18 protein-coding genes are annotated in these 24,980 nt (G+C 75.9%); 9 read left to right on the forward strand and 9 right to left on the reverse strand.

Annotated elements, in window-relative coordinates:
* Window positions 1-123: 123 nt before the first annotated feature.
* Window positions 124-519 (reverse strand): hypothetical protein, encoded by a 396-nt coding sequence (locus BLT72_RS03455; protein WP_091410177.1) that lies wholly within the window; start codon window positions 517-519, stop codon window positions 124-126.
* The gene (locus tag BLT72_RS03460) at window positions 516-1,958 is read right to left on the reverse strand and encodes a DJ-1/PfpI family protein (RefSeq protein WP_091410179.1); all 1,443 of its coding nucleotides are present in this window, start codon (window positions 1,956-1,958) and stop codon (window positions 516-518) included. The genes BLT72_RS03455 and BLT72_RS03460 overlap by 4 nt, the downstream gene beginning before the upstream one ends.
* Window positions 1,959-2,108: 150 nt before the next feature.
* On the opposite strand from BLT72_RS03460, the gene BLT72_RS03465 reads away from it, so the two are divergent.
* From BLT72_RS03465 to BLT72_RS23260, 4 genes are all read left to right on the forward strand, one after another.
* Window positions 2,109-4,853 (forward strand): helix-turn-helix transcriptional regulator, encoded by a 2,745-nt coding sequence (locus BLT72_RS03465; protein ID WP_091410181.1) that lies wholly within the window; start codon window positions 2,109-2,111, stop codon window positions 4,851-4,853.
* 126 nt (window positions 4,854-4,979) lie between these two features.
* Window positions 4,980-5,765, forward strand: coding sequence for an HD domain-containing protein (locus tag BLT72_RS03470; protein WP_157720282.1), 786 nt, complete (start codon window positions 4,980-4,982; stop codon window positions 5,763-5,765).
* 109 nt (window positions 5,766-5,874) lie between these two features.
* Complete coding sequence (locus tag BLT72_RS03475) at window positions 5,875-7,332, forward strand: MFS transporter (protein WP_091410185.1); 1,458 nt, start codon at window positions 5,875-5,877, stop codon at window positions 7,330-7,332.
* 69 nt (window positions 7,333-7,401) lie between these two features.
* On the forward strand, window positions 7,402-8,781 hold the full coding sequence (locus BLT72_RS23260) for an alpha/beta fold hydrolase (protein ID WP_091410188.1): 1,380 nt from the start codon (window positions 7,402-7,404) through the stop codon (window positions 8,779-8,781).
* 53 nt (window positions 8,782-8,834) lie between these two features.
* Here BLT72_RS23260 and BLT72_RS03485 read toward each other — a convergent pair whose 3' ends face one another.
* The gene (locus tag BLT72_RS03485) at window positions 8,835-10,961 is read right to left on the reverse strand and encodes a heavy metal translocating P-type ATPase (protein ID WP_091410190.1); all 2,127 of its coding nucleotides are present in this window, start codon (window positions 10,959-10,961) and stop codon (window positions 8,835-8,837) included.
* Between the two features lie 68 nt (window positions 10,962-11,029).
* Window positions 11,030-11,644, reverse strand: coding sequence for a helix-turn-helix domain-containing protein (locus tag BLT72_RS23465; RefSeq protein WP_091410192.1), 615 nt, complete (start codon window positions 11,642-11,644; stop codon window positions 11,030-11,032).
* 98 nt (window positions 11,645-11,742) lie between these two features.
* Here BLT72_RS23465 and BLT72_RS03495 point away from each other — a divergent pair, with 98 nt between their 5' ends.
* Window positions 11,743-12,159 (forward strand): response regulator, encoded by a 417-nt coding sequence (locus tag BLT72_RS03495; protein WP_091410194.1) that lies wholly within the window; start codon window positions 11,743-11,745, stop codon window positions 12,157-12,159.
* Between the two features lie 21 nt (window positions 12,160-12,180).
* Here BLT72_RS03495 and BLT72_RS03500 read toward each other — a convergent pair whose 3' ends face one another.
* The 4 genes from BLT72_RS03500 to BLT72_RS03515 form a co-directional block, all read right to left on the reverse strand.
* The gene (locus BLT72_RS03500; protein WP_091410197.1) at window positions 12,181-13,833 is read right to left on the reverse strand and encodes a PhnE/PtxC family ABC transporter permease; all 1,653 of its coding nucleotides are present in this window, start codon (window positions 13,831-13,833) and stop codon (window positions 12,181-12,183) included.
* Window positions 13,830-14,588 (reverse strand): phosphonate ABC transporter ATP-binding protein, encoded by a 759-nt coding sequence (locus BLT72_RS03505; RefSeq protein ID WP_197677190.1) that lies wholly within the window; start codon window positions 14,586-14,588, stop codon window positions 13,830-13,832. Before BLT72_RS03505 ends, BLT72_RS03500 begins: the two co-directional genes overlap by 4 nt.
* Window positions 14,585-15,499 (reverse strand): putative selenate ABC transporter substrate-binding protein, encoded by a 915-nt coding sequence (locus BLT72_RS03510; protein WP_091410199.1) that lies wholly within the window; start codon window positions 15,497-15,499, stop codon window positions 14,585-14,587. Before BLT72_RS03510 ends, BLT72_RS03505 begins: the two co-directional genes overlap by 4 nt.
* A 143-nt stretch (window positions 15,500-15,642) precedes the next feature.
* Entirely contained in the window at window positions 15,643-16,668 is a 1,026-nt protein-coding gene (locus BLT72_RS03515) for a pyridoxamine 5'-phosphate oxidase family protein (protein ID WP_091410201.1), read from the reverse strand.
* A gap of 156 nt (window positions 16,669-16,824) precedes the next feature.
* Here BLT72_RS03515 and BLT72_RS03520 point away from each other — a divergent pair, with 156 nt between their 5' ends.
* Complete coding sequence (locus BLT72_RS03520; protein ID WP_091410204.1) at window positions 16,825-17,577, forward strand: hemerythrin domain-containing protein; 753 nt, start codon at window positions 16,825-16,827, stop codon at window positions 17,575-17,577.
* A gap of 417 nt (window positions 17,578-17,994) precedes the next feature.
* Here BLT72_RS03520 and BLT72_RS03525 read toward each other — a convergent pair whose 3' ends face one another.
* Complete coding sequence (locus BLT72_RS03525; RefSeq protein WP_091410207.1) at window positions 17,995-21,573, reverse strand: BTAD domain-containing putative transcriptional regulator; 3,579 nt, start codon at window positions 21,571-21,573, stop codon at window positions 17,995-17,997.
* Window positions 21,574-21,740: 167 nt separating this feature from the next.
* Here BLT72_RS03525 and BLT72_RS03530 point away from each other — a divergent pair, with 167 nt between their 5' ends.
* The 3 genes from BLT72_RS03530 to BLT72_RS03545 all read left to right on the forward strand — a co-directional run bounded on the left by BLT72_RS03530 (window position 21,741) and on the right by BLT72_RS03545 (window position 24,980).
* Window positions 21,741-22,412, forward strand: coding sequence for an FAD-dependent oxidoreductase (locus tag BLT72_RS03530; protein ID WP_231930301.1), 672 nt, complete (start codon window positions 21,741-21,743; stop codon window positions 22,410-22,412).
* A 259-nt stretch (window positions 22,413-22,671) separates the two neighbouring features.
* Window positions 22,672-23,631, forward strand: coding sequence for an ABC transporter ATP-binding protein (locus BLT72_RS03540; RefSeq protein ID WP_091410208.1), 960 nt, complete (start codon window positions 22,672-22,674; stop codon window positions 23,629-23,631).
* A complete protein-coding gene (locus tag BLT72_RS03545; protein WP_091410209.1) occupies window positions 23,628-24,980 on the forward strand; it encodes an ABC transporter permease in 1,353 nt (450 codons plus the stop codon). Before BLT72_RS03540 ends, BLT72_RS03545 begins: the two co-directional genes overlap by 4 nt.

Consider the following 24,980-nt stretch of genomic DNA (forward strand, 5'->3'; position numbering starts at 1 on the left):
GCCGGGCTCGGGCGGGGTCGTCCGCGTGGTGGACGGGAGCGCGTGAGGTCATGGCGAGATTCCTTCCGGTTGGGTGGCAGGTGGCAGGTGGCAGGTGGCGGGTGGCGGGCTGGTCGCGGGCCGCTAGAGGCGGCCGAGGGCGATCACGGCGATCCAGACCCAGCCGGTGCTGACGGCGAGGAACGAGGCGACGGTGAGGACCCGGAAGACGACGGTCGCCTGGAGCTTCTCGTCGACCATCAGCGGTGCGAACAGCAGGGCGTTGGTCCAGCCGCCGATGCCGACGGCGAGCACGGGGGCCAGCGGCAGGTCGGGCACCGCCGCCCCGGCGGCGATGAGCAGGCTGCCCATGATGATGAGGTCCAGGTGCAGCTGCCGGAGCCGACGCGGGTGGTTGATGCGCAGGGTCGCCATCAGCCGCTTGGACGCCGGGCCGCCTTCGAGGGTCAGCGCGTAGGGGAAGCCGAGCACGGCGCCCAGGGCGACCTCCGCGAGGCCGGCCGCGACGAGGCCGTTCATGACGGCACCACGACATCGGCGGGTGGGCGGGTGGTGGATGGACGGCCGACGGCCGGGGGTCGGGGTCGGGGCGGCCGCGTCGCGGGAGGTTCTGCGCTGCGGCGCACAGAGCGGCGGACAAGGGTGGGAACGAAGCCGACGGCCCCGGCCAGCAGCAGGCCGAGCACCACCAGCAGCGGCACCCGCAGCCCGGCGGTGCCCTCGGCCAGCTCCAGGGTGTCGGTCGGGTAGTCGATCATCTTGGCCGCGGACACCGCGGTCGCGCGACCGGCGGTCGCCGCCAGGTACTCCAGGCCCCCGTCGAACCCGGCGTCGCCGCCCGGTCCCCGCAGCGCGTCGACCGGCAGTCCCTGCTGGGCGGCCCAGCCGCGGATCTGGGTTCCGCCGGCGGTGCCGTCGCTGGTGGCCGGCACCACGACCCGGTCCAGAGGAGGGGCGTCGGCGAGGGGATGGGCCGCCAGGACGACCCCGTGCCGGGTGGTGACGGTGCTGCCGGTGGCGATGGCGATCGCACGGGCGGCGTAGGAGTTGGAGTACACCTCGAAGGCGCTGGCGACGTCGAGCTCGCTGACGCCGTCGGCGAGCGCCAGGCCGAGGGTCGGTCGGAACCAGGGCACGGCGAGGTCGAGGGCGACCGGCAGGTCGGCGGCGGTGAGGGACTGCACCGGGATCGTCGTCGACGCGGTGGGTGACCAGTTCGGGTAGTGGACGAGCCGGCCGACGCGGACAGCTTCCGGGGTGCCGGCCAGCTGGTCGACGAGGTGGAGGGCGCCGGGGATGCCGGAGGTGATCCCCGCGGTGGTGGTGATCGATCCGTCGTCGACGTACCGTTCGCCGTCCACCCAGCGCGTCTCGGGGTGCTGCTCCGTCAGGGCGCTGATCCGCGACCAGTGGCTGGTGGCGGTCCGCCCCTCCAGCAGCCCGGTGGCGGCCAGCAGCCGCGCGCCGGCGCAGACCGAGAGGATCCGCGCACCGCGCTGCGACTGCTCGACCACCCAGGCTCGCAGCGGGGCCTCCGCCTCGCCGTCCGGGTCGTCGACGGCCGGGACGACGACGACGTCCGGCCTCGTCGCCCGGCCTGCGGCGACATCGGCGAAGGTGTAGGTCGGGACGATGGCCGGGCCGCCGTCGACGGGCGCCGGTGCGGCACTGGCCGCCACGGTGTAGACGGAGAACGCCGGCGAGCTGGCGAACACCTCGAACGGTGCGAGGGCGTCGCTGCCGACGGTTCCGGAGGCTCCGAGGGCGACGGCGACGACGAGGCGCCCACCCGATGATGGCCGGTCGGGCGGTCTGTCGGGACTGGCTCCGCCGGGTGTCGCCGCGTGGCTCTGGCTGGTGCTGCGGACGACGCCGGCGACCGCGAGCCCGGACAGGGTCAGCAGCATCAGGGCGGCCGCGATGGCGGCCCGGGCGATGCGCGTGAGGTGGGACGACATGGTGTTCCTCCTGGATCTGTGGGTGGCGCCCGCTCGGCGTGGTCTCGCTGCGGTCCGTCGCCTCGCTGCGTCGAGCGTCGCGTCGCCGGGGGCTGGTTCGCCCCGGTCAGATGGCCGGTGTCGCCGGCTCAGGCGCCCTAGGCTGACGCCGTGCTGCACGGCCGCGACCCGGAGCGAGCTCGGCTCGCCCAGCTGCTCGCGGCCGCGCGAGCCGGGCAGGCGTCCAGCGTGCTGGTCCGGGGCGAGGCCGGGATGGGGAAGTCGGCGCTGCTCGACGACACCGCCGTGTGCGCCTCCGGGTTCCGGGTGCTCCGGACGGCCGGGCTGGAGGCGGAGTCCGCGCTGGCGTTCGCGGCCCTGCACCGGCTCCTCCGTCCCGCGTCGGACCGGGTGGCTGCGGTGCCGGCTCCGCAGCGGCGGGCGCTGCGGGTGGCGTTCGGGGAGGAGGACGGGGGCCGTCTCGACCCGTTCCTGGTGGCCCTGGGAACGCTGACGCTGCTGACCGAGCTCGGCGAGACGGAGCCGGTGCTGTGTCTGGTCGACGACCTCCCCTGGCTCGACGCCGCCTCGCGTGACGCGCTGCTGTTCGTCGCCCGACGGCTGCTCGCCGAACGGGTTGTCATCGTGTTCGCCGCCCGCGACGACGAGGCGCGGTCGTTCCTCAGCCCCCTCGACGTGCCCGAGCTGTCGCTGCGGCCGTTGGCGCCCGCGGCGGTGCGGTCGTTGCTCGAGGAGCGCGCCGGCGCCGGCGTCGCGGACCCGGTGGTGGACGCGCTGGCGGCGCGCACCGGTGGGAACCCGCTGGCCCTGGTCGAGGCTCCCGGTCGGCTGAGCGCAGGCCAGCTGTCCGGGACCGACCTGCTGCCCTCCGAGCTGCCGCTCACCGAGCGGATGGAGCGGACCTTCCTCGACCGTTGCCGTCGGCTGTCCCCGGAGGCTCAGACGCTGATGCTGCTGGCGGCCGCGGACGACTCGCTCCACCTCGCCGAGCTGCGCCGCGCCGGCCGGGCGCTGGGGGCCGGCGAAGTCGCCTTCGGCGAGATGGAGCGCTCGGGCCTGCTGCGGGTCGACGGCGACCTCGTCCAGGTGCGTCACCCCCTGGTCCGCTCGGCGGTCTCCCAGGCCGCCACCGCCGCCGAGCGCCGGGTCGCCCACGCCGCACTCGCCGCGGCTCTCGACCACGGCGCCGGGGCTGGGGCCGGTGCGGACGCGGACCGGCGGACGTGGCACCGGGCCGCGGCGGCCGAGGGAGCCGATGACGCCGTCGCCGAGGAGCTCGCGGCCACCGCTGCCCGGGCCGAGAGTCGCGGCGGCCACGAAGCCGCCTCGCTGGCCTACGCCCGTGCTGCCGAGCTGAGCACCCGCGACGACCAGCGCGCGCAGCGGCTGCTCGCTGCGGCCCGCAACGCCTACGCGGCGGGCCGGACCGACGAGGCCGAGGCGCTCCTCACGTCCGCACGGGCGGTCGCCGACGAACGGCGCTTGCGGGCCGCGATCGACCGGCTCCGCGGGCGGATCGAGGTCGCGGCCGGGTCCGCCGTCGACGCGCACCGCATCTTCATCACCGCCGCCCGCGACGTCGCCGCCCAGAGCCCGGTCCAGGCTCTGGAGATGGCGGCGTACGCCGGGGTGCTGCGCAGCCACGGCATCGACAGCGGCGCCGCCCTGCCGCCGGGCACCCTGTCGTCCTTCGTCGAGCCGGACGACGCCCCGCGGGTGCGGTGCCTCAAGCTGCTGCTGGAGGCGACCGACCGCGAAGCGGACCAGGACTGGGCCGGGGCCATCGGCACGCTGAGGACCGCGCTGAGCCACGGCATGGCGGCGGAGGACCGCGACGTGTGGGCGAACCTGGGGAACCTGGCGCTGCACCTGGGTGACGACGCCGCCCACCGTTCCTTCTTCATCCGCATGCTGGCCGCAGCCCGGACCGACGGTGCCGTGATGGAGGTGCTGTACGCGCTGCACCGGCTGTGCTTCAGCCAGTACGCGGCCGGCGACTGGTCCGCCGTGCGCCGCTCAGCCGATGAGGCGTTGTCGCTGGCCCGCAGCATCGGCCAGCCGGCGCAGACCGGAACCCCCCTGGCCTGGCTGACCCTGCTGGCGGCGCTGCAGGGGCGCGATGACTACGACGACCTCCACGAGCGGGCCACCGCGCTCCTCACCCATCACCGACTGGGCGTGATGGACGGCTTCGTCGCCGATGTGCTGCGCTGGGCCCGCGCCGTGCGTGCGGGTCTGGGCGGCGATGCGGGCGAGTCCCTGCACCACTTCACCCGGATGCGCGACGGGGTGCTGGCCCGGCTGGCGGCCACGCCCCGCATCTCAGCCGCGGTCCAGGCCGCCGACCCTGTCCTCGCGCGGGCGTGGACCGACGAGATGGAGCGGTTTGCCGCGGCGAGCGCGCTGCCCTGGGCGCAGGCGGTGGCCTGCTACGGCCGCGCGTTGCTGGCCGGGACGGGGGAGGAGGCCACCGCGCTGTTCGAGGGCTCGCTGCGTCATCACGCGGGAGCGGGCCGTCCCTTTGACGCCGCGCGCGCCGAGCTGGCCTACGGTGAGCACCTGCGCCGTGCTGGACGTCGCGTCGACGCCCGGGAGCACCTGAAGCGGGCACTCGACGCCTTCCGGGACCTGGCCGCCGACCCGCTCGCGGAGCGAGCGGCGGCCGAGCTGCGCGCCTCCGGGGAGACGGCTCGCCGACGCGACCCCTCGACCCTGGTCCAGCTCACCCCCACCGAGCTGCGGATCGCCCAGCTGGTCCGTGAGGGGATGAGCAACAAGGACGTCGCCGAGCTCTGCTGGATCTCACCCCGCACGGTCGCGTTCCACCTCCGCAACGTCTTCACCAAGACCGGCGTCACCTCCCGCGGGGAGCTGGCCCGTCTCACCCTCGGCTGACCAAGCCCTCGCCATCCCGGCCATCTGACCGGTGCCATGCCCGCGGACTGCCGCGAAGGTCAGAGGTGCCGGCCGAGCGTGCCGGACGGACGCCGCCCCGCAGACGGCTCCACGGCAGGGACCGCGATGAACCAGACCAAGGACCTGCACGGCGTGCAGGACACGGTGGGGCCCGCGAGCTGGGTGCAACGCACCTCGGGCCGGCTCACCACCGCCGAACGCCGGGCGCTGCTGCGTCCGCTCGCCCGGACCCACGTCCAGAACGCGGTCGGGCGGCTCCGGCTCGCCCTCGGTGTCCACCCGGGCCGCCACGCCCACGTGGCTGCGGACCGCCTCAGACCACCCACCAGTCCGCTGACGCGGGTGGCGGAGCAGCGCGCCCGGGGGATCCTCCCCGGTCCGTTGCTGCACCACAGCTACCGCACCTACGTCTACGGCCGCGCCCTCGGCGAGCTCGAGAGCGTCGACGTCGACACCGAGCTGCTCTACGCCGGTGCCCTGCTCCACGACACCGGCCTGGTGGACCCGACCGGCGACGCCGACTTCACCCTCACCTCGTCGCGCCTGGCGCGGGCCGTGGCCGAGGACGTCGGGCTCTCGACCGCCGCCACCGACACCCTGCTGACCGCCATCACGCTGCACTGCACGCCCGGGGTCACCGCGGCCGCCGGCCCGGTCGCCTACCTGCTCGCGGCCGGTGCCGCCGCCGACGCCGTCGGCTTGCGCTGCTGGGAGCTGCCCTCGGCCACGCTCGCCGACGCGGCGCGGGAGCACCCCCGCGACGGCTTCCCGGACGTGTTCATCCAGGCCTTCCGCCATGAGGCTGTGCGCGTGCCCGAGGGCCGCGCCCGGCTGCTGCTCCGCTACGGCGCCTTGACCGCCGCCATCCGGTTCGCCCCGTTCTCCGTCTGAGTCCGACGAGGCCGCCGTCAGGCAGGCCCCTGGCGTCCACCGGGCGCCCCCGACGACCGCACGTGCAGGTCACCAGCGATCCACCCGTCCTCAACCGCAGGAGGTCCCCATGTCACACGCTCTGCACCACTCCACCGCCGCCGCTCCCCCCACCCCGACCAAGGACGCGCAGCCGCGCCGCCCCTGGTCGGTGATGGTCCTCGCGCTGACCGCGCAGGTCCTCGTGGTGCTGGACATCTCCGTGGTCAACACCGCCATGCCCGTCATCGGGCGTGAGCTCGGCCTGGCGGGCGGCGACCTCCAGTGGATGGTGACCGCCTACCTGCTGCTCTCCGGCGGCGGGCTGCTGCTCGGCGGCCGCATCGCGGACCTGCTGCCGCGCCGACGCGTCTTCCTCACCGGCCTGACGCTGTTCACCGCCGCCTCCCTGGGCAGCGGGTTCGCCTCCTCCGCCAGTCAGCTGATCGCCGGCCGCGCCCTGCAGGGAGCCGGCGCCGCCCTGATGACCCCGGCCGCCCTCGCCCTCATCATGACCACCTACAGCGGCGCCCAACGCGCCAGGGGGCTCGCCCTGTGGGGCGCCATCGGAGGACTGGGCGTCGCCGCCGGTGTCGTCGTCGGTGGTGCGCTGACCACCTGGACCGGGTGGCAGACGATCTTCTGGGTCAACGTCCCCGTCGGCGTGGTGGCGCTGGCCGCCGCGGCCCACCTGCTGCCGCGGGGGTCCGCGGGCCGGCTGGGCGCCACCCGCTTCGACGTCCTGGGGGCCGCGACGCTCGTGGCGGGCCTCGCCACCCTGATGTTCACGCTGGCCCGCATCGAGTCGCGCGGCTGGGCGTCCGTCTGGACGTTGGCCGGTCTGGTGATCGCAGCGGCGGCCGTCGTGGCGTTCCTCCTGGTCGAGCGTCGCGCACCCGCGCCGCTGATCCCACCGCACACATGGAGGATCGCCTCGCTGGTGTGGTCCACCCTGGTGATGCTCGGCATCACCGGCCTGCTGATCGGCACGGTCTTCCTCACCTCCAACGTCGTCCAGACCACGCTCGGCTACTCGGCCCTCACCGCCGGGCTGGCGTTCCTGCCGCTGGCGACCGCGCTGGTCGTCGGGACCCACGTCGCCGCCCATGCCGCTGCGCACCTGTCGGGGCGGGTGATCGCGGCCGTCGGGCTGGTGGTGGTCGCCGGTGGGTCGCTGCTGCTGGCGCGGGTCACCGCCGCCGCCTCCTACCGCACCGACCTGCTGCCCGGGCTGGTCGTCGTCGGGCTGGGGTCCGGGCTGGTCTTCGTGGCGGTCTCGGCCGCGGCGATGCGCGACATCCCCGTCGAGCACGCAGGCCTGGCCTCCGGGTTCTTGATGACCGGTCACGAGGTCGGCGCCGCCCTCGGCGTTGCGGTGCTGTCCGCCGTCGCGACCGCCGCCGGCCCGCTGACCACGCCTGACGGCGCCGCGGCCGCCGTCGCCCCCGGCTTCATCACCGCCGCCGGGATCGCCGCCGCCCTCGCGGTCGTCGCCCTGCTCCGGATGCCCGCCACCCGCGGTGCCGCAGGTCCGATCCACCTGCACTGACCCCCGGTCGCCACCCGTTCCGGTCCACGCTCGCCAGCAGCGACCCACCCGCTCGAGAAGGAGACCACCATGAGCGTCCAGACCCACCCGACCAGCCGGCCGCAGCGCACGCCGGACCCGACCAGGGAAGCCACGAACCGCCGCCCCGCCGGGCGCACCATCGTCGCTTCTGCCGTTGCTGGCGCGGTCGCCGCGCTGGTGCTCGCCCTCGTCGTGTTCGACGGTGGCACCGAGGCCACCATCACCGGGGCCCTGCTGCTCGGGTTCGGGTTCGGCTGGGCCCTGATGGCCGTGCTCACGGTGTGCCGCACCCGCCAACCGCAGCGGTGGGCGGTGGTGCCGGCGGTCGCCCTGGGCTTCACGGGCGCGGCCCTCGTGGTTCTCGAGCCGGGCGACCAGACCCTCACCGCGTCGACCTGGGTGTGGCCGCCGCTCATGGTGGCGCTCGCGGGGTGGATGGTCGTCCAGGTGCGCCGCTCGGTGACCGGGAGGGCGCGCTGGGTGCTCGCCGCGGCGATCGCGGTGCTGGTCCTGGCCTCGATCGGCGCCGTCTACGGCAACGTCGCGCGGACGGCGGACCGGGCCGCGTTCCCCGCCCCCGGACAGCTGCACGACGTGGACGGTCACCGGCTCCACCTCGACTGCCGGGGCGAGGGCAGCCCGACCGTCGTGCTCTCCAACGGACTCGGCGGATCCTCGGCCGGGTGGGCACGGATCATGGGGCCCGTGGCCGCCACCGCCCGGGTGTGCGCCTACGACCGCGCCGGTCAGGGCTGGAGCGACGACGTCGCGAGCCCCCGGGACGGCGTGCAGTCGGCCGAGGACCTGCACACGTTGCTCGCGGTGGCCGGTGAGCACGGCCCCTACGTGCTGGTCGGGCACTCCACGGGCGGCACCGTCGCGATGACGTACGCCGCCCGGTATCCCGATCAGGTCGTCGGCCTGGTGCTGCTGGACAGCGCCAGCCCCGAGCAGTTCACCCGCCTGCCCGCCTACCCCGGCCAGTACCAGCTGCTGATGCGCCGGGGCCTGGCGCTGCTGCCGACGCTGAGCCGCCTCGGCCTGGTCCACCTGGTCCCCGGGACCTCCCACCTGCCGGCGGCCGACGCCGCGCGGGTCGACGCGCTCTCCGCCGCCCCGCGGGCCTACCGGAGCCAGCGGGACGAGATCTCGGTCCTCCCGGAGGTCTTCGCCCAGGCCCAGGCGCTCAGCACGCTCGGCGACCGACCGCTCGCCGTGCTGACCGCCTCCGCGAGCAGCACCGGGACCGACGGCTGGGTCGGCGCCCAGGACCAGCTCGCCGCGCTGTCGACCCGCTCCGTGCACCGCACGGTCGACTCCACCCACGAGGGCCTGCTCGAGGACGTCGCCCCCGCCGCGGAGTCCGTCCGCGCCATCACCGACGTCGTCACCTCGGCCCGCACCGGCACGCCGCTGCCCTCCCGCTGACCGCCGCCCACGCGCCCGCCAGCACGACCGTCCACGCGGCGGACGCTCGACGATCACCGCGCGGACAGGACCGCCTTCGTGCTCGCCTCGGGCCGCAGGTCGAGCCGGCGCAGCAGCTGCGCGTTGGCCGCGACCACGAGCGTGCTGGCCGACATCAGCAGGGCGCCGACGGCCATGGGCAGCACGAAGCCGACAGGGGCGAGGAGACCGGCGGCGAGAGGGACGGAGACGAGGTTGTAGCCGGCGGCCCAGCCGAGGTTCTGCCGCATCGTGCGGTAGCCGGCCCGGGACAGCTCGAAGACGGACAGCACCGAGCGGGGGTCGTCGCTGGCGAGGACGACGCCGGCGGAGGCGATCGCGACGTCGGTGCCGGCGCCGATGGCGATGCCCACGTCGGCCCGGGCCAGGGCGGGGGCGTCGTTGACGCCGTCCCCGACCATGGCGACCCGGCGGCCCTGGGCCTGGAGCTCCTCGACCTTGTCGCCCTTGTCCTCGGGGCGAACCCCGGCGAACACCTGGTCGATGCCGAGCTCGGCGGCGACGCCCTGGGCGACCTGCTCGGCGTCGCCGGTGATCATCACGACGTGGTGGCCGAGCGCGTGCAGGGCGGAGACGGCCTCGCGGGACTCCGGGCGGACCTCGTCGGCCAGGGCGAGGGCGCCCGCGACCCGGCCGTCGACGAGGACGTGCAGGATGATCGCGCCGTCAGCCTTCCACGCCTCGGAACCCGGGAGCGGGGACAGCTGGTGCGCGCGGAGCAGGGCGGGCCCGCCGACGCTGACCCGGTGGTCGTCGACGGTGGCGGTGACGCCGACGGCGGTGGACGCCTGGAAGTCGGCCCCGCTGAGGCGGGGCAGGTCGCGGTCGGTGGCAGCGGTGACGACGGCGCGGGCGAGGGGGTGCTCGCTGTCGGCCTCCGCGGCTGCGGCCAGGGCCAGCAGCGCGTCCTCGGTCCGCCCGTCCACGGTCAGGACCGCGGTCAGGGCGGGCTCGCCGCGGGTGAGGGTGCCGGTCTTGTCGAACAGGACGGTGTCGACCGTGCGCATGGCCTCGAGCGCGGTGCGGTCCTTGACCAGCACACCGCCGCGGGCGGCGCGTTCGGTGGCGATCGAGACCACCAGCGGGATGGCCAGTCCCAGGGCGTGGGGGCAGGCGATGACCAGCACGCTGATCGTGCGGATGAGGGCGTCGTCGGGCTGTCCGAGGAGCATCCAGACGAGGGCGGTGACGGCGGCAGCGGCGAGGGCGAACCAGAACAGCCAGCCCGCGGCGCGGTCGGCGAGCAGCTGCGCCCGCGACGAGGAGGCCTGTGCCTCGGCGACCAGGCGCTGGATGCCGGCGAGGGCGGTGTCGTCGCCGACGGCGGTGACGGCCACCCGCAGGGCGGAGTCGGTGGAGACGGTGCCGGCGGCCACGGTGTCGCCGACGGTGCGGGCGACGGGCCGGGACTCGCCGGTGATCATCGACTCGTCGACGTCGGCGGCGCCGTCGACGACGACCCCGTCGGCGGGGACGCGGCCGCCCGGGCGGACGACGACGACGTCGTGCAGCCGCAGGTCGGTGGGGGAGACCGTGACGACCTGGTCGCCCTCGACCCGTTCCGCCTCGTCCGGCAGCAGCGCCGCCAGGGACTCGAGCGCGGAGGCGGACCGGGCCAGGGACCGCATCTCGATCCAGTGGCCGAGCAGCATGATGACGATCAGCAGCGCCAGCTCCCACCAGAAGTCGAGCTCGTGGCTGAGCAGGCCCAGGCTGGAGCCGAGGGAGGACACGAACGCGACCGTGATGGCCAGGGCGACCAGCAGCATCATGCCGGGGCTCGTGGCGCGGACCTCGGCGGCGGCGCCGGTCAGGAACGGCTTCCCGCCCCACAGGTACATCAGGGTGCCCAGGACGGGGGAGACCCAGCCGACCCAGGCGGCGTCCGGCAGCGGGTAGCCCACGAGGGCCGCGAACATCTCGGAGAAGAGGACCACCGGCAGCCCCGTCGCCAGCATGATCCAGAACAGCCGCCGGAACACGTCCTCGTGGTCCCCGTGCCCGCCGTGGTCCTCGTGGTGCCCCGGCGCGGTGAGCCGGCCGCCGGGTGCGGCGTGGCCCTCCTGGGCGCCGGCGTCACCGGGACCGGTGGCGGTGCGGTCGCGCTGCAGGGCTGGCTCGTGCGGTGCTGGCTCGTCCATCGTGGCTCCTCTCGATACCCCCGGGGGGTATAGCGTTCTTGGAGTCGCCAACCAGTGCACGGTCGGGCCTATTCCGTGACCCGTGACCTGGGTGCAACGGACAGGCCACGGCGCCGCAGCCGCTCGTCCCCGGTCACGTCAGGTCGATCATGTGGGTGAGGAGCGGCCGGGTGCCCAGACTGTAGGACACCGACAGCTGCGTGCCCTGGGCGCTCTCGACCAGGACGGCCTCGCCCGCGCCGGCCCGCCGTCGGCGCGGCGGACGGTCGCCCGCTTGATGCGGCCGAGGACATCCGTCGGCGGGATGGCGACGAACCGGGCCGGGGTGCCGCCGTCGACCCGGCTGACCGCCTCCTTCCCCAGAGGCTGTCCACGGCCGCGTAGGCGTTGGCGCGCTGCAGGCCCGCGGCCTTCGCCAGCTCGTACCCGGTCGACTCGGGTTGCTGGAGCAGGGCGACGTGCACGCGAGCCTCCGACGCGGTGAAACCCAGGCTGACGAGTCCTCGATCACGTCCGCAGGCTGGCGCGACGTAGTAGTGATCGCAACTACTACTACTCGTACCGGTCGGTGCCGACCGACCGGACGCCGCACGACGGCCACCAGGCGCCCCTCGTCCTCGTACGTCGGGGCAGGGGACTGGACGAAGGTCGTAGCACGCCTCATTTGTAGGGGATTGACCCACCCTGCCCGGGGGGTGTGAAGCCTGAACGGTCCGGGCACTCTGCTGTCACAGGGCCGGCAGCCGCCGGTCCCGACCGGCCGATCCAGGGGGCGTCACTGATGATCCGAGTCCTGGTCGTCGACGACCACGAGTTCTTCCGCGACTGCCTGGTGAGCCTGGTCGAGGGCAGCGCGGACTTCGAGGTCGTGGGGCAGTGCGCCGACGGGGCCGAGGTCGTCGAGGCCGTGGCGGCGCTGCGGGCCGAGATCGTCCTGATGGACGTCCGGATGACCCAGGTGTCGGGCATCGAGGCGACGGCGATGCTGCACCGCGAGCACCCGACGGCGCGCGTCGTCATGCTGACCTGCGAGGCCGGCGACAGCAGCCGGGCCGCCGCGCGTGCTCACGGCGCCGTGGGCTACCTGGTCAAGGGGAGCAGTCACGACCTCGTCCTCGCCGCGCTCCGTCGGGTCGCCCTCGGGGGGACGGCCTGGCCGGAGGACCTCGCCGACCTGGGAGCGGTGCCGCTGTCCTGAGGGCGCGGCAGCGGGGCGCGCTCAGCGGAGGGAGCGCCGGATGCCGATGCTGGCCGCGTCGACCAGCAGCGACAGGGCCACCAGGGTGAGCACCGTCGTGGCCATGGCGGGGAGGTCGAAGGCGACCCGCTGCTGCTCGAGCATCCGGCCCAGCCCGCCGGCCCCGACGAGGCCGACGATGACCGTCTCGCGCACGGCCACCTCCCAGCGGTAGAGGCTGAGGGAGGCGAACTGGCCCGCCGCCGCCGGCACGACGGCGTAGGCGAACGACGTCAGCGGCGGCGCGCCCTGCCGCACGAGGGCGTCGCGCGGCCGCCCGTCGAGGTTCTCGACGACCTCGGCGAACAGCCGGCCGAGGATCCCGAAGGTGTAGATGCCCAGCGCCAGCGCACCGGGCAGCGGCCCCGGCAGCACCACGAACAGCACGAGCAGCGCCCACACCGGCGGCGGGACCGCCCGGGTGACGAGCAGCAGCGACCGGGCGAGCCAGCCGGCGCCCCGCCCCCACGGTGAGGTGGCGCCCCGGGCGGCGACGAAGGCGACGGCCACGCCGAGCGCGGTGGCCAGGGCTGCGGCGACGACGGACATCTGGAGGGTCTCGACCGCCCCGGCCAGCAGCCCCGGCCAGCCCTCCCGGGGCAGCCGCAGCGGTGTGACGTCGTCCAGCAGCTCGACGAGCAGGCGCCAGGTCCGCGCCGAGGACCACCGCGACGCCTCCGGCGCCAGGTGCCAGACCGAGGCCCCGGCCAGCAGGGCGGCGAGGACGGCCGACAGCCGGCCCCGGACCGGGCTGGACCCCCGGCGGAGCCAGGCCCCCCAGCCGTCGACCGCGGCGCTGAGGACGACGAGCGCGTAGAGGGAGGTCCACATCTGGTCGTACTGCAGGCCCTGGAAGCTCAGCGACAGCTGGAAGCCGAGACCGCCCGCGCCGATCAGGCCGAGGATCACCGCCGCCCGGATGGAGCACTCGAAGCGGTAGAAGGCGTAGGACGTCAGGGAGCTGAGCGTGCTGGGGACGATCCCGTAGCAGAGTGCCGTCAGCCGGCCGGCGCCCGCCGCGCGGAAGGCGTCGTGGGGACCGTGGTCGGCCTCGTCGATGATCTCGGAGTAGACCTTGGCCGTGATCGCGCCGAACGGGAGGGCGATGGCGAGCACGCCGACCAGCGGGTCCCGGCCCAGCACGCTGACCAGCAGCAGGCCCCAGACCGCCTCGTGGACACCGCGCGGCAGCCCCGCCGCGACCCGCGTCGCCAGCAGCCCGGCGGTGGCCGCGGCCCGGGCGGGGCGGCGCCCGCCGGCAGGCGCCCACCAGGTCTGGCTCATGGGGACCGCGGCGGCGGCCCCGAGGACGAGGGCGAGGGCGCTGCCGAGGACGGCGAAGGCGACGGTGGTCAGCGCGGCCTCGGCGGTGGCGCGGAGCGCCGCGGCGGACAGGTCCGGTCGCGCCGCGGCCGACCAGAACGCGCCCAGCAGCGGCAGGCCGGCCGGGTTGAGCAGCGGGCGGCCGCTGCCGAGGAGGTCGGCCACGCTCCAGGCGAGGGCCAGGGCCGCCACCAGGAGCCAGCCGCGGCGTCCGGTGCGGCGCCGACCCCGGTCGGCCGCCTGCCCGGTCCGGCGGGACCGGCCCGGCTGCTGCGCCGCCTCCAGGGAGCTGATCCCGGTGAGGCCGCTCACCCCGAGGGCTCGAACGCGTACAGCTGACGGCGGAGGTCGGCGGTCACCGCTGCGGCCGGCAGGTCGAACACCACCCGGCCGGCGCGGACCCCGACCACCCGGTCGCAGTGCCGCAGCGCCAGGTCGACGTCGTGGAGGCTCACCAGCAGCGTCCGTTCCCGCCCGGTCGCCGTCTCGCCGAGCAGCCGCAGCACCTCCTCGGCGCGGGCGGGATCGAGGCTGGAGACCGGCTCGTCGGCCAGGACCAGCTCCGGGTCCTGGACCAGCAGGCGGGCGAGCGCGACGCGCTGCTGCTCCCCGCCGGACAGCTCGTCGGTCCGGGCGTCGACCAGGGCCTCGATGCCGGTCCGGGCCAGGGCCTGCCGTGCGGCGGCCACCTCGAGCGGCCTGACCAGGGAGAGGAGCGCCCGCCACCACGGCCAGGCGCCGAGCCGGCCCGCGTTCACGTTGTGCACCACCCGGAGCCGGCCGACCAGGTGCAGCCGCTGGTACAGGGCGCCGACACGTCGCCGGACCGCGGCGAGCTGCCGCGGCGTGGCCGACGTCAGGTCCTGCCCGAGGACCTCGACCGTCCCGCTCGTCGGCCGGACCGCGGCCGTGCACAGGGCGAGCAGGGTCGACTTGCCCGCGCCGCTGGGGCCGACGACCGCGACCCGTTCACCGGCGACGAGGGTGAGGTCGACGTCGTCGAGGGCGAGCAGCGGTCCGTACCGCACCCGCACGGCGCGCAGGGCCACGACCACGGCTGGGGTCAAGTCAGCAGCCCCAGCTGACGGGCGATGCCCTCGATCTGGGCGTAGTCCTGCGGGGCGGCGGGGATGACCGACGAGGCCCCGTAGAGGTCCAGCACCTCCGTCTCCTGCACGTCGGACCCGTCGAGACCGAGCAGCGCGTCCCGGATCCGGTCGGTGGAGCCCGCCCCCATCCGGTCGTCGACGTCAGGTCCGGCGACCCACTGGTAGTCGTGGTAGGTCGGGGTGGTGAACACCGCCTCCACCTTCGCGAGGTCGACCGTGCCGGCGTCGAGCCGGTCCTGCCAGACCTGCACGTTGAGCACCCCGGCCTCGTAGCTGCCGGACTCCACCAGGTCGACCGTCTTGTCGTGGGAGCCGGAGAAGCCGGGGGCGCCGGCGAAGTCGGTCGCGCTCGTCACGCCCGCCTGGGCGAGGAAGTACTCCGGCATCAGCCGGCCCGAGGTCGAGGACTCGCTGCCGAAGGTGAAGCGTTGGCCGCGCAGGGCCGCGAGGCCGGCGACGTCGCGCACCGCACCCACCCCGGCCGCCTTGTTGGCGATGAAGACGCTCTTGAAGCTGGCGTCGATGTCGCGCTGGGCGAGCAGCACCGCGTCGGGCACCTGCTGGCGGGCCTGCACCCCGGTCAGCCCGCCGTAGAACACCAGGTCGAGGTCGCCGGTCCGGAAGAGGCTGACCGACGCCGCGTAGTCCGTGACCGGCACGTACTCGACCGGGACGTCCAGCGTGGTCCCCAGGTAGGCCGCGAGCGCCTTCTCGCGCGCGGCCAGCTCGGCCGGGTCCCGGTCCGGGATCGCGCTGATCCGCAACGGGGCCGGTGCGCCCGCGTCCGCCTGCTGGGGGCCGCCGCAGGCGGCGCCGACCAGGCAGAGCACCACGGCGGCCACGGCCGCGACCGTTCGCCCCACCGACACCGCGGCCTCCGTCGTGCGAGCTCATCGGCATCCCGGCTGCCGCTGGGACGGCAGCCTAACGACCGCTCGACCACGCTCCCCGACGGGTCCGGGTGGTGCGGCGGCGGTGGGGGGCCGTGCCGACACCCCCGTCCCGGCCGCCGTCAGGACCCGGAGGCCAACCGCCGGTAGTCCGCCCACGGGATGGTGGGACGGGGGAGCCCGCGCCGGTCGAGGTAGCGCTGGGTGGAGCGCCGCAGCCGGCGGACGGTGCGGGCCAGGGACAGCGGCGTGGTCGCCTCCGCCGCCGCGAGCACCCGGGTCGGCCGGAGGGCGACGAGGTCCTGCGCGGGCTCGAGCGTGCCCACGAGACCGAACTGCCGGAGGCGGCCCAGCTGGTCGTCGTGGCGGTGCAGCAGCAGGTTCGCCGACGACGCGTCGGGCACCTCGACGGGTTCGCCGCCCGCCAGCAGCAGGGTCCCCGTCGTCGGGTCGGCTGAGGGTCGGACCCGGCGGAGCACCGGCGGGGCGTCCCCGGTCACGGTGGCGAGCACGCCGTCGCTGTAACCGGGGAGCCGGCGTGCCACCTGCCCGTAGGGGCTGTCGTCGGTGCGGGAGGGCTTCGGCCCGCGGGGCGGCGCCGGACGGACCAGGGGCGGCTGCGTGGTCACGCTGGTCGGGTCGACGGTCAGCACCAGCCGCATGTAGTAGAAGTCGAAGAGCCACCGGTCCAGCGGGGTGGAGCCGTAGCCGGACGAGCCCGGCTGACGGCGCCACAGCTCCCGCCAGTACGTCTCCAGGCCCTCCGGGGAGGTGCGGATCTCGTCCGGGCAGTGGGCGGTCCCCTGCACCAGCACCTGCGGCAGGTCCGCCCGGCCGCTGCCCGTGGGGTCGGAGAACAGCAGCGCCACCCGCGGGTCCCGCCGGACGTTGAACGCCTTGCGGGGCAGCGCGATCGAGGTGGTCAGCACGAGCCGGCCGGCGGCCCGGTCGTACCAGCTGACCGCCGGCCAGGCGACGGGCGTCCCCGCCCTCGTCACGGTGGCCAGCTCGCAGGTGCGGTAGCTGGCCAGGACGTCGGTGAGACCGTCCAGCACCGCCCGCGGGGCGGGCCGGGCCGGCGTCGGGACGGGGTCGCCGGGCGAGCCCGGGGACGGGGCGAGGGGCAGGGGGTGCGCAGCAGGAGTCATGCCGACGAGGCTGCCGTCGTCCTCTGGGTCCCGGCTGGGCCGCGGCCCGAGCTCGCTCCGGCCCGGGCCCCAGCCGGCTCCCAGCGCCAGTCCAGACCCGCCCGTCAGCGTGGTCGCGTCGCAGCTCGCGACCGGGACCGGGAGGACGAACCCCAGATGACCACCACCACGACGACGGGCGGAGACGTTCCGCAGGCCAGCTTCCCCGGGCAGGCGGCCGCGCCGCCCGGTCCGGCGGACCTGATGCCGATGTACCTCATGCACCACGCGTTCCGTCGTGACCTGGCCGCGTTCACCGCGGCCGTGGCCGCCACCCCTCTCGACGACCGGCGGGCCTGGCGCCGGCTGGACCGCCGCTGGGGCCGCTTCGCCCGCGTCCTGCACCTGCACCACGCCGGCGAGGACGAGATCCTGTGGCCACTGCTGCTGACGGAGGTCGACCGCGCGGGCGACGTGAGCGGCCGGGCCACCCTCGAGGCGATGGAGGCCGAGCACGGCGAGATCGACCCGCTGCTGTCCGGGTGCGCCGCAGGTCTCCACCACCTGACGTCCGGCGGCGACGCCGACACCCGTGCGGCGCTCGTCGTGCGGATGGCGGCCGCGCGCGAGCGGCTCGGGCACCACCTCGGCCACGAGGAGTCCGACGCCATGGCCCTGGTGCAGCGGCACCTGACCCCGGCGGAGTGGGACGCGCTGCACCCGGAGTTCGGCCGGCACTACACGCCGAGGGACGGCCTGTTCGCGCTGCCCTGGGTGCTGCACGACCTGCCCGTCGACCTGCGCCCGCGCGCCCTCGCGTTCGTCGGACGCGGTCCGGCGCTGGTCTGGACGCTGCTGCTGCGGGTCCCGTTCGCGCTGCGGGAGCGGCGGACCTTCCGGGCGGCCCGACGGGAGCGGTCCGGTGGGTGAGGCGCGCGCGTCGGCGACGGCGCGGCTGCGTCCGCTGCTCGGCCCGGCGCTGCTGACCGTGCTGGTCACCGACCTGGTCGGCGGCCTGCTGGACGCCAGGGCGGGGCGGAGCTCGCTGGCGTCAGCGTGGAGCTCCGCGGCGACGCTGTGCGCACCCTGGCCGATGATCGCCTTCCAGGTCGCCGCGTTCCTGGTGGTCCGGCGGGGCCGCGGAACCGTCGGCCGGGTGGCCGCCCTGCTCCTGGCGCTGGCCTGCCTCGTCTCGGTGCTGTCGGGGTTCTTCGACGGTCAGCTCGGTCGGGTCGACCTGAGCGCCGGGGAGCGGGCCCTCCAGGTCTGGCTGCTGGTGGCGACCGGTGCCCTGGGCCTGGCCGCCGCCGCCGCCGTCGCCGGTGACGCGGTCCGGGAGCCCAGGCCTCAGAACGCGAAGCGCTCGCGCAGCGCCGCGAACCACGCTGCCACCGGGACCAGCCCCCACGCCTGGCAGAGCCGGGCCGCCTCGTCGGCGTGGGCGGACGCGAGCCCGGTCTCCCCGACCGCGGCGGCGGCCAGCGCCAGGAAGGCGTCGACGGGCCCGAGAGGAGCGCCGGTGCCGGCGGACGACGCACGCCCCGCCCAGCCGGACATCAGCGGGTAGACCGCCGCGGCGAGCGCCGGCCGGTGCAGCAGCAGGGCGGCCTCGGCGCCGATGGCGAGGTCGAGGGGCGCGGCGAAGTCGTCGTCGACCAGCGGTACCGGCCGCTGGTCGAGGAGCGCGGCCGCCTCGTCCAGGCGCCCGCTGCGCAGCAGCAGGAGCAGCAGGGCGGTGCCCATGTCGGTCGGGCTCACCGCGTCGAGCGCCTGGAAGCGGTCGAGGAGCGCGCCCGCCTGACCCCGCCAGAGCGCCAGCCAGGCCTGCGCCGCGACCAGGGCCTCGTCCCGGAACGGGAACGAGGCCTGGGCGGCCCACCCCTGGCTGGCCTCCAGCTCCCGCTGGGCCTCGGCGAACTCCCCCTGCAGGGCGAGCCAGGGCACGTCGTAGCAGCCGAGCATGACCTGGAGGTAGCGCAGCCGCTGGTGCTGGGCGATCCGCCGGCACCCCAGGACGGCGTCGTCGCGGTCCGGCATCCGGCCGTCCTCGCCGGCCACGACGGCTTGCCAGAACAGGGCGACCGCCTCGAGCTCGGGGTCCCGCGCCGTCCGGGCGCAGGCGACGGACTCCTCCGCCAGCCGGACGCGCTGGGCCAGGGTGGCCGGCCGGAGCGCGGAGACGATCACCGCCTGGCAGCCGAGGGCCCGCAGGCGCGGCGCGGCCAGCCGGCGCGCCATGGCGAGGGCTTGCTCGGCGTAGGCCTCGGCCTCGTGGCGCCCGGGCGCCCAGAACAGCTCCCGGGAGAGCGCGAGGAACACCTGGCAGCGCAGCTCGGTGTCCTCGCCGGGCAGCTGGGCCGCCGCGCGGTGCAGGGCGTCGACGGTGGCGGCGTCGACCTCGCCCTCGGGCCGGTTCGACCACAGCGCCCCCTCCGAGCTGGTGACGGCGGCCAGCGCGAGGCGTCCCACGGCGTCGGCCTCCGCGGCCAGCCGCACCGCCGCTGCCGTCGCGGCCCGTTGGCCCTCGCTGTCCGCGGCCGCCCGGCACGCCCGGCCCTGGGTCATCAGCAGGTCGTACCGGTCCTCCCAGCCGGGCTCCGGGTCGGCCCGCTGGGCGGCCACGGCCGCGGCCAGCAGCTCGGCGGCCTCCTCGTGGGCGGTCAGCGAGGTCGCGTACGCCGCAGCCCGCGCCGCCGCCCGCCACGCCTGGCCCGCGTGGGCCGGGCCCGCCTGCAGCCAGTGCACGGCGATCTCGCTCAGCTGCTCGGGGGCCTCGCCGCGCGCGGCCAGGTGCTGCGCCAGCCGGGCGTGCCGACGTTGCCGGCGGACGGGGGAGTCCGTCGCCGCGACGGCGTCCTTGACCAGGGCGTGGCTGAAGCGCAGCGCGCGGTCAGCCGGGTCGACGACGACGAGCCCGCCGGCCATCGCCGGCTCCAGCGCGTCCAGCACGTCGTCGGGCCCGCGCCCGTCCAGGGCGGCCAGCACCGCCACGTCGAGGTGCCGGTTGAGCGCGGCGGCCGTGCGCAGCAGCTGCTGGGTGTCCGCCGGCAGCTGCGCGACCCTGGCCGCGATGACGTCCCCGACGGCCGCGGGGACGCCGCCCGCGTCCGCCACCGCGTCCCGGCCCGCGGCGCTCTCCCGCCAGCGCAGCAGCTCCACGACGTAGAAGGGGTTGCCCCCGGTCCGGTCCCGCAGGCGCCGGGCCTGGTCCGCGTCGATCCGGGTCTCACCGCGGGCGTCGGCGAGGGCGCGGACCTGCGCCGTGGTCAACCCGTCGACGTCCAGCCGCAGCGCCTGCCGGCGCGCCATCGCCGCGCCCAGGTCCGCCAACGGACCCGACGGCTCGGGGAACGGGCGCCGGGTGACGAGGAGGGCGAGCCGGCCCTGGTCCAGGTCCTCCGCCAGGTGCTGCACCAGGCGCAGGGTCGAGGCGTCGGCCCAGTGCAGGTCGTCGAGCGCCAGCAGGACGGGAACCCGTCGGGCGGCGTCCTCGACGGCGGTCAGCACCTCGTCGAAGAGCCGGTACCGGTGCCGGCCGTCGTCGCCGGGCTCCAGCAGCCGGTCCGGCGACGGACCGCCGACCTCCGGCAGCCGCCGGCCGAGCGTCCGGAGCACCCCCACCCACGGCCAGAGCGGTGGCGCCCCCTCGTCGGAGGAGCAGCGGGCCGAGAGCACGAGGAAGCCTCGGCCCCGGGCGGTCGCCGAGAGCTCGGCGACCAACCGGGTCTTGCCGATCCCGGCCTCGCCCACCAGGACGGCGAGCTGCGGCCGCCCGGACTCCGCCCCGTCCAGCAGCACCTCGAGCGCGGCGAGCTCGCGGTCCCGTCCGACCAGCGGCGGCCCGCCGTCGACGACCAGTCCGGAGGTCGGTGCCGGGTCGGGTGGCGGCGGTCCGGCCGGCGCCGGCTCGAGCGCCGGACCGGACGCCGGGGTCGGGGCGGTGACGTCCGCCGGCCCGGTCGTCCCCACGACGGACGGGTCCTGCCGCAGGAGGGCCAGCTCCAGGTCCTGCAGGGCCGGACCCGGGTCGAGGCCCAGCTCGTCGACCAGGGTCTGGCGGTGCGTGCGCAGGGCTTGCAGGGCCTCGACCTGACGCCCGCTGCGGGCCAGCGCGACGGCGAGCAGCGCCGTCACGTCCTCGCGCAGCGGGTCGCGCTGGACCAGGCTCGTCAGGTCCGCCGCCGCCTCCGCCGCTCGGCCGAGCGCCAGCAGGATGCGTGCGCGGTCCTGGACGGCTCCGCGGTGGAGCTCGGTCAACCGCGCCCGTTCGGCCTCGACCTCCAGGCGGCCGTCGAGCTCGGCGTACGCGGGCCCGCGCCACAGGGCGAGGGCGGCGTCGAGCCGACCCAGCAGCTCCTCCAGCGGCACGGACGGCGCCGGCGCCGCACGCACGTCGCCGGGCGCCAGGCGGTGCACCGCCTCGACGGCGCTGGTGAAACCAGCCACGTCCAGACCCGACGCGGGGACGTCCAGCCGGTAGCCCGGCGGCGCGGTGAGCAGCACCGTGGCGGCGCTCCGGGCGGCGCGGTCGGGCTCCAGCAGACGGCGCAGCGCCGCGACGTAGCCGTGCACGGAGGCGGTGACGGCAGCGGGCGGCCGGTCACCCCACACGAGGTCGGCCAGCCGGTCCATCGAGACCACCTCGCCCGCGTGCAGCGCCAGGGCCGCGAGCAGGGCCCGCTGCTTCTGCGGGCCGAGGTCGACCTCGGCCCCGCCGCGCAGCACCCGGAGCCGGCCGAGCACCCCGATCTGCACGTCGTGAGTGTAGGACCGTGGACCAGTCCAGGAGCGGCGAAAGTGGCCCACCCATGACGTGCCCCGGGTCCCCAGGAGACCCGGCATCGTCGCGAGGCCCAGGAACCCGACGAGCCCGGTGACCGCGGCCAGCCGGGCGCCGCAGGCCCGGACCAGCGGGACGACCAGCATCGCCGGCACGATCCACAGGGCGTGGGCCCCGTGGTGGGCGAGTGACGTGACCCGGAGCCTCGCGGGGCCTCGACACCAGCTCCAGGCGGCTCGGCGAGCGCCGCGGTCCCGGCGCCGGGCGGCCCGCCAAGCTGTACGCGCGCTCGAGCCGCGAGCTGGCGGTCACCGTGCCGGAACGCCGCTACGACGTGGCCGGCCAGCTGATGGCGCAGGCCATCGACGACTCGGCGCGCGACGGACTCCCGGTCGCCGCGGCGCTGCGCGCGGCCGCGGAGCGACGTGGCCGGCTGCTCGGGCAGCGGATCCTGACCGCGCTGCCGCGGGGGCGCAGCCGTGAACGGCTGCTGGATGCCACCAGCCGGGCCCTCGCCGAGCTGGGCTACGAGCCCACCCGGCGCGGGGCGGCGCTCGAGCTGCGCAACTGCCCGTTCCACCTGCTCGCGCAGGAGCAGGTGGCGCGGTTCACCGGCGCGGCCGGCACCGTGACCGGCGTGCAGCTCGGTGACGGCGAGGTCGTGCCGGCCGACCTGGTCCTGGTGGGGGTCGGGATCACCCCCGACGTGCAGCTGGCCCGCGACGCCGGCCTCGCCGTGGGCAACGGCATCAGCGTCGACGAGCACCTGCGCACCTCGCACCCGGACGTCTACGCCGCGGGAGACGTCGCCGCCACCTGGCACCCGGAGCTGGGCGAGCGGCTGCGCGTGGAGCACTGGGCCAACGCGCGCCGGCAGGGGGCGGTCGCCGCGAGGGCGATGCTCGGCCAGCCGGCCACCGGTCGACCTCGCCTTCGCCGCGGGTCCAGGCACCCGCCGGGTCATCTCCGGCGAGCTGGCCCCTGACCGCGATCGCGACCGGCTTGGTCGAGGTGCTGCGCGGGCGCGGCGACCTCCTCGACCGCTTCGCGAGCACCTCCCACCTGGCCGCCTGAGCCGGCGCCCCGCGGGCCGGCCCCGCCGCGTACGGCCGACTGGATACTTCAAGCAACTAACTATTCATCGTCGTCCCGCGTTCGCCGTGCGTTCCCCGAGCGGTACCCCCTGAGCCACCCCGCGCGCCTACGTTCCGCCTGAGAGTTTCACAGCGTCCAGGGGGTGGCCGATGGAAGAGCAGTCTGCCGTCCGGGCTCGTGGGGTGACCAAGGCCTTCGGCGACGTCGTCGCCCTCGACCGGGTGGACCTCGACGTGGTCGAGGGGCAGGTGCACGGCCTGATCGGCCCCAACGGAGCCGGCAAGTCGACGCTGCTGGGTCTGCTCCTGGGCCTGGCCGTCGCCGACAGCGGCGAGCTCGAGATCCTCGGCACCCGCGTCGGCCGTCGGCTGCCGGTGCCCGAGGGGATCGCGGGCTTCGTCGACGGGCCCGGGCTGTACCCCTCCCTGACCCCGCGGCAGAACCTCGCGGCCCTGGCCTCGCTGCGGGGTCGTGGTGCCCGGAACGTCGACCGGGCGCTGGAGCGGGTGGGGCTGGGCGACGTCGCCGACGACCGGGTCCGCGGGTTCTCGCTCGGCATGCGGCAGCGTCTCGGGCTGGCCGCGGCGATCCTGACCCGGCCGCGGCTGCTGGTGCTCGACGAGCCCGCCAACGGCCTCGACCCCGTGGGCAGCCGCCAGGTCCACCGGGTGATCGCGCAGCTCGCCGACGCCGGGACCGCGGTGGTGCTGTCCAGCCATCGGATGGACGACCTGGCCGCGCTCTGCTCCGAGGTCACCCTCCTCGCCACCGGCCGGGTGGTGTTCTCCGGCCCGGTGGAGAAGCTCGCGGCCGAGAGCGGCGAGCTGGACTACCGGCTGCGCAGCACCGACCCCGCCACCGCGCGCGCCGTCGCCGCCCAGGTGCAGGGCCTCCGCCGCCCGACCGCCCGCGAGCCCCACCAGCGACGTGAGGAGGACGTCCTGGTCGTCCGGGGTCCGGTCCAGGCCCTCGACGAGCTGGTGGTGCGACTGGTCGGCGCCGGCGTGGGGATCCGCGAGCTCGGACCGGTGGTGCCGCCACTGGAGGCGGCGTTCCTGGCCCTGACCGGCGACGACGACGCGACGGCCGTCGAGAAGGAGGTCCGATGACGGCCGTCGCCCTGCCCGAGGTGGCGGCGCGGCCCGCGCCGGTGCTGAGCGCGTTCCGCTTCGAGCTGCTCAAGCTGCTGTCCCAGTGGCGGGTCCGCATCCTGCTGGCCGCGTGCTGGGTCGGACCCGGCGCGTTCGTCGCGGTGGTCAGCCGGCAGAGCGCGCTGCCGTCCGACACGGTCTTCGGCCGGCTGATGAACGCGAGCGGCTGGGCCGGGGCGCTGGTCGTGCTCGCCTTCGGGTGCAGCTGGGCCCTCCCGCTGCTCACGGCGCTGGTCGCGGGCGACGTCTTCGCGGTGGAGGACCGGCTGGGCACCTGGCGGCACCTGCTGGTCGCCGTCCGCTCGAAGCGCCGGATCTTCGCGGCCAAGGCGCTCGCGAGCGTCGGCGTGATCCTGCTGCTCGTGGCCGGGCTCGCCACCTCGAGCCTGGTCGGTGGTCTCGCCTCGGCGGGCGACCGCCCGCTGTCGGGCCTCGACGGCCACGGGTTCAGCGGCTCCCAGGTCGCCGGCCGGTTCCTGCTCGCCTGGCTGTGCGTGCTGGCCCCGACCCTGGCCTTCGCCGCCGTCGGGCTGCTGGGCTCGGTGGCCCTCGGACGGTCGCCGATGGGGCTGGTGCTGCCGGCCGTGCTCGCCGTCGGGCTGGCCCTCGTGGAGATGCTGCCGCTGCCGCTCGTCGTGCGGCTCGCCCTCCCCAGCCAGGCGTTCATCGCCTGGCGCGGCCTCTTCACCGAGGAGGCGCAGGCGGGACCCCTCGTCATCGGGGTGCTCGTCGCGCTGGCCTGGGCGGTGGTGGCCACGGCCGCCGCCCACCGCCTCTTCCTGCGCCGCGACTTCACCGACCTGGCGAACGACGGGTCCGGCACGCGGGTCGTGCTGGCCGGGCTCCTGCCCCTGGCGGTCCTCACCGCCCTGTCGGTCGTCGTGGTCGCGGTGGCCACCCCGGCCACGGGCTCGGGGATCGACCGGGCGAAGCTCGAGGGCTCCCTCGCCACGTCCTACGGCCACCTCTACCGCCTCCAGACCGAGCAGCTGAACCGGCCCCCGGTCACGGAGGCGCAGCTGCAGACCACCGTGGCCTGCGACAAGGGCGGCTCCCTCGTGACCGACGACGGCCCCGGCACCGACTGGCGCTGCGTCGTGTCGTGGCACCTCCCGGGCGCGACCGCCGTCGGGTCCGCCACCTACCAGCTCGACGTCACCGCCGACGGGCGCTACGTCGCCGACGGCGACGGGCCCCAGGAGGTCAACGGCTTCTTCCAGGTCCAGGCCCCCCACGGGATCGCTCCCAACCCCCTCTGGCAGTTCGACGGCTCCGTCGACCTGTTGTCCCCCCCTCGAAAGGACTGA

Origin of the sequence: Friedmanniella luteola (assembly GCF_900105065.1) — a bacterium.
Classification (GTDB): domain Bacteria; phylum Actinomycetota; class Actinomycetes; order Propionibacteriales; family Propionibacteriaceae; genus Microlunatus; species Microlunatus luteolus.

Bases quoted from the DNA above. Each gene is read 5' to 3' on its own strand.
- BLT72_RS03455 (WP_091410177.1), bottom strand. From the start codon at position 519: ATGAACGGCCTCGTCGCGGCCGGCCTCGCGGAGGTCGCCCTGGGCGCC.
- BLT72_RS03460 (WP_091410179.1), bottom strand. From the start codon at position 1,958: ATGTCGTCCCACCTCACGCGCATCGCCCGGGCCGCCATCGCGGCCGCC.
- BLT72_RS03470 (WP_157720282.1), top strand. From the start codon at position 4,980: ATGAACCAGACCAAGGACCTGCACGGCGTGCAGGACACGGTGGGGCCC.
- BLT72_RS03475 (WP_091410185.1), top strand. From the start codon at position 5,875: ATGTCACACGCTCTGCACCACTCCACCGCCGCCGCTCCCCCCACCCCG.
- BLT72_RS23260 (WP_091410188.1), top strand. From the start codon at position 7,402: ATGAGCGTCCAGACCCACCCGACCAGCCGGCCGCAGCGCACGCCGGAC.
- BLT72_RS03485 (WP_091410190.1), bottom strand. From the start codon at position 10,961: ATGGACGAGCCAGCACCGCACGAGCCAGCCCTGCAGCGCGACCGCACC.
- BLT72_RS03495 (WP_091410194.1), top strand. From the start codon at position 11,743: ATGATCCGAGTCCTGGTCGTCGACGACCACGAGTTCTTCCGCGACTGC.
- BLT72_RS03515 (WP_091410201.1), bottom strand. From the start codon at position 16,668: ATGACTCCTGCTGCGCACCCCCTGCCCCTCGCCCCGTCCCCGGGCTCG.
- BLT72_RS03520 (WP_091410204.1), top strand. From the start codon at position 16,825: ATGACCACCACCACGACGACGGGCGGAGACGTTCCGCAGGCCAGCTTC.
- BLT72_RS03525 (WP_091410207.1), bottom strand. From the start codon at position 21,573: ATGCTGGTCGTCCCGCTGGTCCGGGCCTGCGGCGCCCGGCTGGCCGCG.
- BLT72_RS03540 (WP_091410208.1), top strand. From the start codon at position 22,672: ATGGAAGAGCAGTCTGCCGTCCGGGCTCGTGGGGTGACCAAGGCCTTC.
- BLT72_RS03545 (WP_091410209.1), top strand. From the start codon at position 23,628: ATGACGGCCGTCGCCCTGCCCGAGGTGGCGGCGCGGCCCGCGCCGGTG.